At 43.3% G+C, this 13457-nt stretch carries 16 protein-coding genes; 7 read left to right on the plus strand and 9 right to left on the minus strand.

Features of this window, described 5'->3' with window-relative positions; genetic code table 11:
- Positions 1-76: 76 nt before the first annotated feature.
- A complete protein-coding gene (locus Q8K48_06575; GenBank protein MDP1852060.1) occupies positions 77-358 on the minus strand; it encodes a hypothetical protein in 282 nt (93 codons plus the stop codon).
- A gap of 167 nt (positions 359-525) precedes the next feature.
- Between Q8K48_06575 and Q8K48_06580 the strand changes: the two genes are divergently transcribed.
- From Q8K48_06580 to Q8K48_06605, 6 genes are all read left to right on the plus strand, one after another.
- Positions 526-795, plus strand: a complete 270-nt coding sequence (locus tag Q8K48_06580) for a hypothetical protein (GenBank protein MDP1852061.1) — start codon at positions 526-528, stop codon at positions 793-795.
- A 574-nt stretch (positions 796-1369) separates the two neighbouring features.
- Entirely contained in the window at positions 1370-1534 is a 165-nt protein-coding gene (locus Q8K48_06585) for a hypothetical protein (protein ID MDP1852062.1), read from the plus strand.
- Positions 1535-1619: 85 nt separating this feature from the next.
- Positions 1620-4070 (plus strand): hypothetical protein, encoded by a 2451-nt coding sequence (locus Q8K48_06590; protein MDP1852063.1) that lies wholly within the window; start codon positions 1620-1622, stop codon positions 4068-4070.
- Between the two features lie 4 nt (positions 4071-4074).
- On the plus strand, positions 4075-4773 hold the full coding sequence (locus Q8K48_06595) for a hypothetical protein (protein ID MDP1852064.1): 699 nt from the start codon (positions 4075-4077) through the stop codon (positions 4771-4773).
- A gap of 623 nt (positions 4774-5396) precedes the next feature.
- Complete coding sequence (locus tag Q8K48_06600; GenBank protein MDP1852065.1) at positions 5397-5936, plus strand: zonular occludens toxin domain-containing protein; 540 nt, start codon at positions 5397-5399, stop codon at positions 5934-5936.
- A complete protein-coding gene (locus Q8K48_06605) occupies positions 5933-6445 on the plus strand; it encodes a hypothetical protein (GenBank protein ID MDP1852066.1) in 513 nt (170 codons plus the stop codon). Before Q8K48_06600 ends, Q8K48_06605 begins: the two co-directional genes overlap by 4 nt.
- Here Q8K48_06605 and Q8K48_06610 read toward each other — a convergent pair.
- Positions 6431-6583, minus strand: coding sequence for a hypothetical protein (locus tag Q8K48_06610; GenBank protein ID MDP1852067.1), 153 nt, complete (start codon positions 6581-6583; stop codon positions 6431-6433). The two genes, Q8K48_06605 and Q8K48_06610, sit on opposite strands and share 15 nt — an antisense overlap.
- Here Q8K48_06610 and Q8K48_06615 point away from each other — a divergent pair.
- Positions 6582-7235, plus strand: coding sequence for a protein rep (locus tag Q8K48_06615; protein MDP1852068.1), 654 nt, complete (start codon positions 6582-6584; stop codon positions 7233-7235). The genes Q8K48_06610 and Q8K48_06615 overlap by 2 nt on opposite strands.
- Before the next feature lie 42 nt (positions 7236-7277).
- On the opposite strand, the gene gcvP is transcribed toward Q8K48_06615, so the two are convergent.
- The 7 genes from gcvP to Q8K48_06650 all read right to left on the minus strand — a co-directional run bounded on the left by gcvP (position 7278) and on the right by Q8K48_06650 (position 13456).
- Positions 7278-10127, minus strand: coding sequence for an aminomethyl-transferring glycine dehydrogenase (gene gcvP / locus Q8K48_06620; protein ID MDP1852069.1), 2850 nt, complete (start codon positions 10125-10127; stop codon positions 7278-7280).
- Positions 10128-10146: 19 nt separating this feature from the next.
- Positions 10147-10647 carry a MerR family transcriptional regulator gene (locus tag Q8K48_06625; protein ID MDP1852070.1) on the minus strand — a complete coding sequence of 167 codons (501 nt, stop codon included), beginning with the start codon at positions 10645-10647 and terminating at the stop codon, positions 10147-10149.
- Positions 10648-10754: 107 nt separating this feature from the next.
- The gene (locus tag Q8K48_06630) at positions 10755-11231 is read right to left on the minus strand and encodes a bifunctional nuclease family protein (protein ID MDP1852071.1); all 477 of its coding nucleotides are present in this window, start codon (positions 11229-11231) and stop codon (positions 10755-10757) included.
- 16 nt (positions 11232-11247) lie between these two features.
- Positions 11248-11967 (minus strand): MerR family transcriptional regulator, encoded by a 720-nt coding sequence (locus Q8K48_06635; GenBank protein MDP1852072.1) that lies wholly within the window; start codon positions 11965-11967, stop codon positions 11248-11250.
- 33 nt (positions 11968-12000) lie between these two features.
- Positions 12001-12459, minus strand: a complete 459-nt coding sequence (locus tag Q8K48_06640) for an FHA domain-containing protein (protein ID MDP1852073.1) — start codon at positions 12457-12459, stop codon at positions 12001-12003.
- A 66-nt stretch (positions 12460-12525) separates the two neighbouring features.
- Positions 12526-12900, minus strand: coding sequence for a glycine cleavage system protein GcvH (gcvH, locus tag Q8K48_06645; protein ID MDP1852074.1), 375 nt, complete (start codon positions 12898-12900; stop codon positions 12526-12528).
- On the minus strand, positions 12884-13456 hold the full coding sequence (locus Q8K48_06650) for a CDP-alcohol phosphatidyltransferase family protein (GenBank protein MDP1852075.1): 573 nt from the start codon (positions 13454-13456) through the stop codon (positions 12884-12886). Before Q8K48_06650 ends, gcvH begins: the two co-directional genes overlap by 17 nt.
- Between the last annotated feature and the right edge of the window lies 1 nt (position 13457).

Here is a 13457-nt window from a genome sequence, read left to right on the forward strand (position 1 = left end):
TCAGGGGATATAAGATTTATTGGTCCAATTCTTGGAGATGTGGAAATGGGCGAGGAAAAGCGCAGGGTCGATGATCTTATGAAATCGTTCGAGTAACAGGTGAATTAAGCCAATATTCATTTACTTTATAGAGGTCTCTAGCTGTAGTCACATAATCAGTAATCAACCCCATATCTTTACCCAGCAAATAGAGAGTGATTTCGCTTACAGCACCTGATCCATTCGAATGGTTGTCAGCAGAGAAAATAAAGATGAGATCCCCGGGATTTTGAACTTCGTTGGAATCGCCATATTTAAGCACTTTTACGCGATTTCGAGATTTTAGTTCAGCCTTTAGTGACATACGCCCGATAAACATTTCAGTTCCACTTTATTAGACCCTCAATCAGATGTATAGGCTTTGACGCTTTGAACTCGAACACGCCCCAGCCCGCGAGGGCGGGTGTGTTGAGTTTTAAGCGTTCTTGGTAATACACTTATAATACCAAGAAAGGGCTTAAAGGGCTCTCACAATCAGGAGGAAAAATGAAACTAAGAGGAAAAGTAATTAAAGCGATTAAGGGAAGTTACACAAACAAAACAACTGGCGCTGAAGTGCCTCAATATCATGCTTATTTGGAATCAGGGGATCCATTATCTGGAGCACTTGAATTGTCATTGACTGAAGAGCAGTTTCAGCTAATCAAAGTTGGAAATGTTCTTTCATTTGTTCCGTCTTTTTCAACTAGAACTTGGAACAGGGCTGTGATTGTTACAGCGAAAGTGTTTGAAGATCTAGAAGTTGTGAAAGCGTAATAAAAAAAATGCTTACGTATGAAATGCGAAATAGTCCCGTTACTTTACATCGGGCGGTTCTGACTTTGTTTGCCTCTGGGCTATTGAGGAAAGCAGATATTTGCCCTGTGTGTTTTTTAAGTATGGAAATTTGTTCAACAAATGAGCAAATTTAATGTTAAAAGATGTAAGCCAATGCGAGGTTCTTTGTTTGCATTGTGATGTGCCATTAGATAAGTGTTTATGGTCATTAGGTTTACATCTTGGTTGCGAGGTTTTTAATGTTTGATGGTTCAACGATTACAGAAGATGCACTATTGCTTCTTGTATTTATTCAGTCGGTAAGTCTCGTCATGTTGTGGTTTAAAAAATGAATCAAATACAACAAATATCGATCGCCTATGTATTACTCGTTTTACCGATTATATTTCTAAATTCTGCATGGAGAATAATTAAGGGGATTTGGAAATGATGACGGTTTTAGATTTTATGTTGTATGGCACTATCACTGGAGTAATTATTGTGATCATCGATCGTGTATTGGATTTCTTCTAACACCGGTTGGAAAATAACGAAAACAAGAAAGGAGGAAACGATGGTATCTACTGGATCAGCACTTTCGGTCTCTGGGATTTTTTCAGATGTTACGAGTTTTGTAACGACTGGATTACTTCCAAGTGTCGTAGCAATGATTGTGCTAAGTATTTCAATCGCACTTGCTATCAAGACGGTTCGCCGTTTTGCAAAGAAACTCGTCTAATGAGTATGTGGCGTGATAGGTAGCTAGTCGGCAGTTACCTATCACTCCTTCAAAAATCGAAAACTAACAAAAGGAAAATATGAAAATGAACATGCTGAGTAAGGCTTTAAGATTTAAGGCTGGGCTGGCAACGCTTTCGCTGATTGCAAGCACGTTACTTTTTGGTAATACATTTACTGAAGTTGCAAATGCAGTTGTATATTGCCCTGCTGGATACACGGTTTCAGGTAATAATTGCACAATAACAACAACATATTCGGCGGGTTCCACTTCTTTAAATGTTGAATATTTAGTTGTTGCAGGTGGTGGCGGTTCGGGTTCAGGTATTTTGGATTCTTATCAAAACGGCGGTGGCGGTGGTGGTGGTGGTTATTTAGCGGGTACAACAACTCTTAATACAACAAGTTTCACGGTAACAGTTGGCGCAGGTGGCGCAGGTGGCTTAACTGGGAGTGGCGCAACATCTGACGGCCAACAAGGTGGAAATTCAGTATTCACAACTTTTACTGCAATCGGTGGCGGATTTGGTGGTGGTCAATTTCGAAATGGGGGTAATGGCGGTTCCGGTGGCGGTGGTGGTTCAAATAGTTCGGCAAATTCGAGTCCTGCTGGAAGTGGTGTAGCGGGGCAAGGTAACGCAGGAAACGTTGTGAATTATTATTGGATTGGTGGCGCAGGTGGTGGCGCAGGTGCTGCCCCTGTTGGTCCTTATGGTGATGGTGGCGCAGGTATAACTAATTCCATAACAGGAACAGCGGTTGAATATGCAAGAGGTGGGCAAGGTTCATCAGGTGGTAATGGAACAGCGAATACAGGAAAAGGAGGGGCTAATTTATTAACTGAGGGTGGAATAACTAAAGCGGGAGGCAACGGCGGTTCAGGTATTGTTGTTTTGAAATACTTGGCAACATCAAATAAAATTAATGGCGGCACTGCAACTCAATCAGGTGCATATTTCATCAATACCTTTACAACAATTGGCACAAGCACAATAAGCACAATCGGGCTAGGTTGTGCAGAAGGCGATACATTGTCAGGTTCTACCTGCACAAATGTTGTATCGATCGCTGGTACAAACTCTGCTTCAAGATGTCCGGCTGGTTCATATGAAGACCCTAACGATGTGGGAAAGTGTATTTTAGAAGGTGGCTCAATTTCTGCGGGTTCTACGGTTACTCCAAATTATTCATGTCCAAATGGTTATGGACTCACAACTACGATAGGTCAATCAATTCCTGAGTGTGTTACGGCGGGAACTACTTACGCTGCAACGGTTTCAACAATAAAAACCTGTCCAAGCGGTGGAACTCTGGTTAATAATGATTGTGTGACGTCGTCAACTTATGTATCTCAAAATTACACGGCGACAACAACGGTATTTCGAACTTGCCCTAATGGTGGAACTCTTGGAGGTACAACTTGTTATGTAAGTGGTGGCTCTGTTGTTAGGGCTTATCAAGGCACGTCGTACGGTACGCCTTCGGGTTATTACTGTTCGGGGCAAGATTTTCTTGCTGGCGATACTTGCTACACGACTGGTGGCACTTTGATTTCTAGCTATACGGCAACTACAACCCTTACTTGGGCTTGCCCTGATGGATACTTTCCTTACTTTTCAGAGTGTTGGAATGGTTACCAAACTGCATCACATTACTACATAACAAACGTATCCTGTCCAAATGGTGGAACGCTTTCAGGTACAACCTGCAATGTTTATTCTGTATCTACTTCTTATTCAGCGTCTGTTACCTGGACGACGTCTTATTATTGTCCTGAAGGTGGTGATATTTCAGGGACAACTTGTACGATCTATTCACAACCGACATCCTACGAATCTACTCTCCAGCAAGGAACTTCAACCTGCCCTAATGGTGGAACTCTTAACGGAACTATCTGTATTAACGGATATACGCAAGCGGGGCAAACTTACACGGCTATTGTTACAACTAATTATTCATGTCCAAACGGTGGAACTTTAACAAGTACGAACTGTGTATATCAAACAAGCACAATCACAATTATCATAAAATATTCAGGCTCTTGTCCGACCAACTACAAATTCAATTCATCAACTTTACTTTGCGATCCGGTGCCTTATCCTTATGTGAACGGAACTGCAATATCTTTAGCAGGTGTCTATCTCTGTTTAACTTATTCATATGGAAATTTAATTGAAACAAAATACTATACATATGACGCTACAAATTCGACTGTATTAGGCTCTCTCTTTGAAAGAAAATGTGTCCTTGAATCAGGTCTAGAGGCAAATGTTTCATCTGAATCAGGATTTTACTACTGCGAAATAATTAATAAAGTAACTCAAGAAATGACAACGGTACTATCACCAACAGACATAACAGGCTTTAGAACAAATAAATCAACGACTTGCATACTTAGAGATGATGTAGAAGAACCTGCTATTGAGGTCTACACATTTGAATATACTCAACAGTTGATAGACACGTGTGCAACAATTGATAGTGTTTCTGTGGATTTTGCAGTTTGGATTGCTTGTCAGATTCTGAGGAATGCTTAATTCAATGAAAAAAATCGGTGCGGTCGGACTGCTATTAGCGTTTATGTTCTTAGCGTTACCTTCTGCTAATGCTGTTATCACTCCTATTCAACCGTTGTTGGCTAAACAATGTTATCCGATAATTACAGGTGACCGTTTCGAATCATATAAAGCGTGGGTGATTCGCATCGATGATAAGGGTTACGATCACTGCAATACATATAAGAAAACACGATATGAGTCTTACCGGGCTTATTTATTAATTGTCCGGGGAACTCAAAAGGCAGAGGTATTAAACAACTTTGATAAAAGAGTTCAGGCATGCAAAGTAGGAGAAACGACATTTTTGTTGGGAGATATTAAGTGCTTATTCCGAGTGAGTTTTTTCCCTACTTCCGAACCAATTCGTCAGTCATGGACTAATATTTCAAAGAGTTTTACAAACAATCAGCCAATGTCCTATATTCCTGTTGCTTTTAAAACAATAAATGCAGCTAGGAACAATTTTGGGGGTAAGGCTTGTACTGAGTCAGGTGATAACTCTCTTTCATATGACATTGGATTACCTAAAATACCTAAGAAAGTAACCTTTGCTATTGCTTGTAAACCTCCTGTTTCACTAAGAGTATTTAGAGGCATGATGGTTTCGATTTTATATTTATCGTTGGGGCTTTGGCTCTATGCGGTGGCTATGAAATGGTGGAGTTTAAGAGAATCATCATGATAATAGAAGGTTTACTAACTTGGTTTATGTCTATTTTAACTTTTGCCATTGATTTGTTACCTGATAACGGTTCGATATTTAATACTATTCAAGGCGTATCATTCAATTTTCTGGGATTTATCACCATGATCGATGGATATTTTCCAATGACTGAATTTATTGTAGTTTCGGGAATTGTGTTTGCGGTATCAGTTTCAATGATTGGAATCAAGATTACCTTCGGTCTATTTAACACGATGATGAAAATAAAACCGTGACTACCTGGTTGTTGACCTTCCCCTTGACTTGTTTCTTGTTCAGACAAGAAAAAGGCCGTGTTCTACTGACTGAAAGGAAGTGTTTTAAATGAAACCAATTAAAGGCAATCTTGGCATTTTTAAAAATGTTTGGAAGTGTCCGTATTGCGAGAGAGGTTCATATTCTCTAAAGGAGATCGTGAGGCATCAAGTAAGGTCGCATCCAAAGAAAGCAGGGGAATAAAATGAATGTGTTCTACGCAATACTGTTTCTAATTCCATTAACGATTTTCATATATGATTTGATGCAATGGTGGGAAGATAGAAAGCAAACAAAACAAGATTTAGCAGACATAAGGGAGTGGTGGCTGGAAAGGGAACAAATCCATGATTGAGGGAGTGGTCGGATATCCCGGCACAGGGAAAACATACTATGCACTCGATCGCGCGATGAAAGAAATGGCTAAAGGTCGTCCGGTCTATGCCAATTTTGCTATTGAAGGTGCGAAAAGTATTACTCCTCAATCCATGTTTGATGTTGAGCCAGGGGCAGTAATCATTTTAGATGAGGCTCAAAACTGGTTCGGCTCGCGTAACTGGAGAGAATTTGGAAATGCTTACATGGAGTTTTTTTCTCAAACTCGCAAGAAGGAGTACACCCTTATATGGCTTTCACAAGATGTTTCTTCTGTTGATAAAACTATTCGCGATCGAACTAATATAATTCACAGAATGGATTCATGGTGGGGGGCTTTATTCGGTCACCCTCTATTTTTCACTGTTAAGACTTATAATGGAGCAAAGAACGTGGATAAAGAAAAATTTCTTGCAACGACTTCATGGATATGGTTTAAAATGTCTGTAGCTGAGAGTTACGATACCCATGAAATTGTGGGTACTCGATTAGTAGATGGGATTAGACCGTGAACATTAAAAGCAACAAAGCCTCATCACCTATAATTTATGCACTAGTAGCGGGTCTAGGGCTCGGAATTGCATATGGCGTGGTAAAATCATTTAACATGAGCCTAATTGCTCAAATTATGACCTTAGGCACTATTTGCCTCATTCAATGGTTAATCTATAGGCAAGGCGCTTCCTCATCGTATGCGACGGCTCAATCATGGGCACAAGCCCAAGTTGATATTGCATTAGAGATCACGAATACGGCAACTGCTAAAGCAAATGCTCTCTCTAACGCACTCTCAATGGCGATTGCTTCGGCAAATGCTCAGGCAAATAACGCTCTAACCGTCAATATGCCTGAATTAAGTGTAGAAATGATAACTAAGGCTCTAGAAATGAAAGAGGCACAGAATGCAACATTCGATGCACAACTCATTGAAATGGCAGTGGCAGAATTCAAGGCGGAAAAATCTCCAACTCTGCGGAATAACACCGATCCACAAAGACGGCCTGATTTATTTATCGGCTAGGGGAGAAGGAACGGCAATAATCTCAGGATTAATGCGCTGCCAATCTCCTTCATCTTGTGTGGTCTGCTCCTCTGCTATTGCTAAAGCCCGGGGGGAGTGGCTTACCGATGTTTTTGTCTCTGCCGACTCTATGGGCATGCATATCTCTATGTTGACTCTCACAGTTCGCCATAATCGTCATCAGCCTTTAAGTGACCTGTTAAAGGCTATGGAGAGTGCATATACGAACGTTCAAGCCACGCAAGCCTATAAAAAATTAAGGGTTAAATATCGAGCGAAATTTGTAAGAGTATTAGAAGTAACTCATGGGAAAAACGGTTGGCATCCACATTTCCATATAGCGATAATTCATGATCGTGGGGTGGATTATCAGGATTTTCGTATGGAATTACAGCGAATATGGATTAAGAACCTAACAAGAGCAGGTTTAGAAGCGCCTTTACCTGATGTAGCGGTAAACATTGTTGAAAACGCTTCAAATGAGCAAAGAAGTTGGTATTTGACTAAAGCAAGCGGTATGTCAAGCCTAGAGTTCACATCTAAGGGCTCAAAACGTGCCTCGAATGGCAATTTAGGCATTTGGCAGGTTCATGCTTTAGCTGTAGAGGGTGACCCAGTGGCAAAACTTAACTGGCTCGAATATGAGAAAGCAATAATTGGCAAGAGAATTATTTCGCCAAGTCGCGGAATGGCAGACTTCTTCGGTGTAGAGTGGAAAGCAGACAAGGCTATAGCCATAGACCAACTGCTCTCAGAGGATTCTCAGATGCCGATAAGTTACATTATGTAAAGTAATCCAAAGAGGTTAAGAAGATCTGCAATTCAACCCCTTCTACCGATAATCATCCAATGGAGTGCAGGCACAGATCAAATTGCGGTCTCCATGAGCCCCATCGATACGAGAAACCGGCGGCCAATACTTCATCCGAGAGCCAATCGACTCACCAGGAACAAGACCATCGGATAGAACGGGATATCCGCCCCGTTCACGGCTGTACTCCCTCTCCCACTCGGTGGAAACCATAGAGAGGGCTGTGTGAGGCGCATGGCGCAATGCTGAGCCTTCAACGCTCACCTTTCCATCGATTATCTCTTGAATCTCAGCGCGAATCGAGATCATCGCATCGATAAAGCGGTGAATCTCGGCGCTATCCTCTGATTCGGTTGGTTCAATCATCAAAGTACCGGCTACAGGGAAAGACATGGTTGGGGCGTGGAAACCGTAATCCATCAACCTCTTGGCAATATCATCGACGGTGACACCTGACTCTTTAGTTAGTCCACGAATATCCAGGATGCATTCGTGAGCAACACGTCCATTGGCACCGGCATAGAGCACTGGATAGGAGTCCTGAAGGCGCGCAGCGATGTAGTTGGCAGAGAGAATTGCCACCTGCGTCGAATGCGTTAGGCCCGCTCCCCCTAACAAGCGAATATATGCCCAGGAGATTGGCAAGACGCTTGCTGAACCAAATGGCGCAGCTGAAATTGGTCCTGGTCCAGTCGATGGTCCAGCCAATGGATCCATTGGATGATTCGGCAAGAATGGAGCAAGGTGGGCACGAGAGATAACTGGACCTACACCAGGGCCCCCTCCACCGTGCGGAATCGCAAAGGTTTTATGGAGATTGAGGTGAGAGACATCGGCACCAAATTTTCCGGGCTGTGCAACACCAACCAGTGCATTCAAGTTAGCACCGTCAACGTAGACCTGACCGCCAGCATCATGTACCAATGCACAAATTTCAGAGACAGCTGTTTCGAAGACTCCATGAGTAGATGGATAAGTGATCATTAATGCAGCTAGATCTCTCCCATACTCGGCTATTTTCTGTTTAAGATCTTCCACAGAAACATTTCCATTTGCGTCACACTCAACGACAACAACTTTCATTCCAGCCATGACAGCCGAGGCTGCATTTGTTCCATGCGCACTTGATGGGATAAGGCAGATTTTTCGGTTTTGATCTCCATGTGAATCATGGAAATTTCTAATCGCAAGTAAGCCTGCAAACTCCCCTTGACTTCCCGCATTAGGTTGCAAAGAAACTGCGTCATATCCAGTAATTGCTATGAGCCAGTCGGACAACTGTTGAATCAATTTACGAGATCCAGCGTTCTGATCAGCCGGTGCAAATGGATGCAATGAAGAAAACTCTGGCCACGAAACCGCTTCCATCTCGGTAACAGCATTGAGTTTCATTGTGCACGAACCTAAAGGAATCATTGTTCGATCGAGTGCCAAATCCTTATCGGCTAAGTTGCGTAGATAACGCATCATGCCCGTCTCACTGTGATTCGTATTAAATACTGGATGGGTTAAGTATTTGCTTGTACGTAGGAACTTTGCAGGGATTTCCTGCCCCTCAACATCCTTTATACCTAAAATCGAAAGAACATCAGCGAAAACCTCTTCAGTTGTCTCTTCATCAAAGGAGACTCGTATCTCGGTGTCGCTAATTCTTGCAAAGTTAATGCCTTTAGCAATCGCTTTTTGGTGAATGGTTTTAGCATCTTTGACAACGATGTGAACGGTATCGAAAACAACATCATCTCCATTATTTGTTGCAGCATAAAGGCGAGATGCAAAACCATGCACTCTCTCTGCAATGTGTCTCAGACCAACAGGTCCATGCCACATTGCATAGAAAGCACTCATGTTTGCCAAAAGAACTTGTGCTGTGCAGATATTTGAAGTCGCCTTATCACGTCGAATATGCTGTTCTCGAGTTTGTAGTGCTAAGCGAAAGGCTGGTTTTCCAGTTGCATCAATGCTTTGACCCACAAGTCGTCCGGGCATTGAACGTTCAAGTCCGCTACGCACCGCCAAGAAGCCGGCGTGTGGGCCGCCGAATCCCATTGGCACTCCAAAGCGTTGAGAAGTTCCGACAGCGATATCAGCTCCCCACTCCCCTGGAGCTTTCAACAGTGTCAATGCAAGAAGATCAGTTGCCGCAATAACTAATGCATCCCGTGAATGGGCGTATTCAGCAAAGTTCGTATAATCAATAACAGTTCCAGTTGTGTCTGGGTATTGCAGCAGGGCACCAAAGAATTCGCCCTCATACCCATCTCGAACCACATGACCAGAATCGATTTCAACTACCGTAATGCCTTGCGGCTTTGCGCGCGTGCGCACAACTGCCTTTGTTTGAGGGTGAACATGCTCTTCAATTAAAAAGACAGCGTTATCGCTTAGCTTAGAAGCGCGCCTGGCAAGACCCATCGCCTCCGCTGCGGCCGTACCTTCATCAAGCATCGATGCATTTGAAATATCAAGTGATGTTAACTCGCAGATCATTGTTTGAAAAGCAAAGAGAGCCTCTAGGCGACCCTGAGATATTTCAGGTTGATACGGCGTATATGCGGTGTACCAGGCTGGATTTTCTAAAACATTTCTCTTGATAACTGGTGGAATAATAGTTCCGTAATATCCAGTTCCAATTAAGGAGCGGAAAACTTTATTCTCCGATGCAATTGAACGCAGTTCTGCAATAACGTCAACTTCACTTTTCGCACTCTCTAGAGCCTGTTCGATAACTCCATGTATCGCGATATTTGATGGAACAACATCACGGATAAAGGAGGCAAGATCTGCATATCCAAGCGCCTGCAACATTGCCGTTTCATCACTTGAAGATGGTCCTATATGGCGGCGCGAAAAAGAGTCATAGTCAGTCATGAGCACAGACTATGGTGAATTAAGCCCCTTTGCTCTTACGTCTAAGCGAGAGCTCATCGTTATCTTGGCCACTAATAATCTGCCCGTTGATCTCACCTTGCAGCATGAGAAGTGAGCCTTCGACCTCGTGCCAGACTTTTCCAACGGCGATTCCAAATACGCCCTGGCCCCCGGCCAGTAGATCGATAATCTCATCTGAACTTGTGCACTCATAAATGGAGGCACCATCGCTCATTAAAGTAATTCTCTCTAAATCGGTCACTCCCCTAGTGCGTAGATGATCGACTGCGGTGCGGATGTTTTGAAGTGAGACCCCAGCATCTAATAATCGTTTTACAATCTTCAACACTAAAATGTCTCGGAAGCCATACAACCGTTGAGTTCCTGAACCGCTTGCAGTTCTGACGCTCGGTTCGACTAAATATGTACGAGCCCAGTAATCCAATTGACGGTATGTGATACCTGCCGCCGAGCATGCAGTTGCACCTCGATAACCGATCTCTGACTCTTGGGAAACCACCTGCTGCTCGATTCTCTTGGGGAGTATTCGTAAATCTAAAGCAGTTTCGCGCTGCTTACAATGACCGACACGTTTGAAACCTCTACTTGAGGTTGAGAGTTTTCAACCTATCCTGCAAAGTCCTCAGGGCTAATCTCATCTAGAAAGGCTCTAAAACGCTCCACCTCTTGATTCTCACCCCCGCTTTCAACTGGAATTTCAATCCCGGCCTCATCGAGTAGCTCGGCGCTTACCAAGATATTGCTATGAGTGCGAAGGGCAAGTGCAATGGCATCAGAGGGCCTAGCAGAAATGTTCAGTGCCGTACCTGAACTCTCCCGAATCAGAAGAGTGGAGTAGAAAACTCCGGATTTCACTTCAGTTATATGAACGGCGGTTAATGTCGCATCCATGGCTTCAACTATTTCGCGCATCAAATCATGGGTTAATGGACGTGGTGGTATGAGACCTTGCTGAGCAAAGGCGATCGCAGTTGCCTCATTAGCACCGACCCAAATAGGTAAAAATCGTGAGCCATCGATCTCTTTCAATAACACTATCGGTTGATTAGATGGCATCTCAACGCGAACTCCGACAACTTCCATTCCAATAAACATATAGTTACGAGCGAAGTCGGTGCAAACCACCGCGAACTAACGCGGCATGTAGACGAATTGATAGAGATGCAATCTCTTTTTGTACCTCTTCTGCACGAGCCTTTGCCTCACTGGATTTCTGTCTCGTCAATGGCGTTATGACCTGCTCAATTAAGCCTATTTCGCGATCGGCGGCAGATTTAAAAGATCGCAAATGTCTAGCCTCAATACCAAAACTAGCCATTTCAGTAACAGCCTTGGCGATGGCCAAAGCATCCCCATCGTAATGGCGCCCACGTGGGGCGATCAATCCATAGCTTTCAAGTTCAACAAGCTGCTCATCGTTAATTCCCGAATTTTTTAAAAGTTCATCACGAGATAAGCGCATCTCACTCGGTTGTGCAAATGCGCTAGGCGCCATGGTCCCATCAACGGTAGCCAAAGAGATAGCAGGGTGTGCTACGCCTCCAATAGCGGCCGGCTGTAAACCTCGATCCATCGCATCGAGATTCTCTTTAATTATTTTCAGCGGAAGATATTGATCGCGTTGTGCAAGAAGGACATATCGAAGTCGCTCTAAATCTGATGTTGTGAATTTTCGATAGCCAGAAGGAGTTCGCTGTGGCTCAATTAATCCCTCTGATTCTAGAAAACGAATCTTAGAGATCGTAATATCTGAAAAGTCGCCCCTCAAGCGGTTAAGAACCTCGCCAATTGATAGGTAGGCCCGCGCTGGAACTGCCATTAGTACTCCCCTAACTCTCTATGTAACTTCATTTTAATTCTTCGCACTTGTACTGCCGGTAACAAAGAGAAGGTGAAACTTTCCAATTTGAATCTCATCTCCTGAGCGAATTTCTATCTCATTTACCGACGTGCTATTTAAATAAGTTCCATTCAAAGATCCGCAGTCGCGTAAAAAATATCCCGAAGCGCTTTTTTCAATGACTGCATGTGATCTAGATACCGTTACATCATCTAGGAATATCCCACTCTTCGGCGATCTCCCAATACTGATGCCATCTTTAGTTATTAAGTAGCGTGAGCCCTTGTTCTCTCCCCGATGAATTAAAACCATAGCTTTATCACCGGAAGATGATTGAATCTCTTCAATGACGGCGCGATCAACATCCTCTAACGAGGCTATGTACTCTTCAAGAATGCCTGCCGGTGAGAGAATGAACTCTCGTGGTGAAAGATGAAGTGCGGTAGTTAATTCATTTGGCGATTGCTCCACATTCAACCTCCCTTATTTTTTTCACTCTCAACCTAAGGCTGAGATTAAAGGGGTATTGCGCTTTGGTCAAGCCGTTAGTTCAGAGTAATCCTTTGCGCTCAGTAAATCTGAAGGGGCAGTACTCACTTCAATTTTTACCAACCAACCATCTCCGTAAGGATCGGAGTTGATTGATTCAGGAGTATTTGCTAGGGACTCATTTATCTCTGTAACTGTTCCAGTTACCGGCGCATAAATTTCAGAGACAGATTTAGTTGATTCAACTTCGCCACATACTTTTCCAGAGTTTACAATTTCTCCTACCTTTGGAAGTTGAACATAGACGATATCACCGAGGGCGCCTTGAGCGTAGTCAGTAATTCCCATCGTGTATGTGTTTCCTTTCATAGAAACCCATTCATGCTCTTTGGTGTACTGTAAATTTTCAGGAGTTAATGACATGTCCGCCTCTTATCTGCGAAATAGCTTCGCGCGCATAACTTATACCTGTAGAAATGTAGAGGGCAATGCCCCAGATAGCAAAACTCCAGCCTAAGACGTAGGCCACATTTCCTAAATAATCTTCACTTTGCGCTAAGAGAATGAATGGAAATGCATACATAAGATTGAAGGTCGCCGCCTTTCCTAAATAGGTCACGCGTAATGGACCATGGGCGTGTTTTTTTAGAATGATGGTTAAAACTCCCAGAACTACATCCCGTGTGATGAGGGCTACAAACATCCACCATGGCACGATCTGGCGAATTAGAAAGGTAATTAATATGGCAAGAATATATAGTCGGTCAATTGCTGGATCGGCCAACTCACCAAAGCGCGATGTCTGCCCCCATGCTCTTGCTAACTTTCCATCAAAATAATCCGTTGCACCTCCGATAGCCAAAACTGCAATTGCCCATGCATCGGCGTGAAGTTCTAAAGTCAGATAGATGAATAGAGGAATACCGAGAAAACGCAGGAGAGTTAGAGCATTTGGAATCGTTATTAATGAGGTATTCATC

Source organism: Candidatus Planktophila sp., from assembly GCA_030681675.1.
Taxonomy (GTDB): domain Bacteria; phylum Actinomycetota; class Actinomycetes; order Nanopelagicales; family Nanopelagicaceae; genus Planktophila.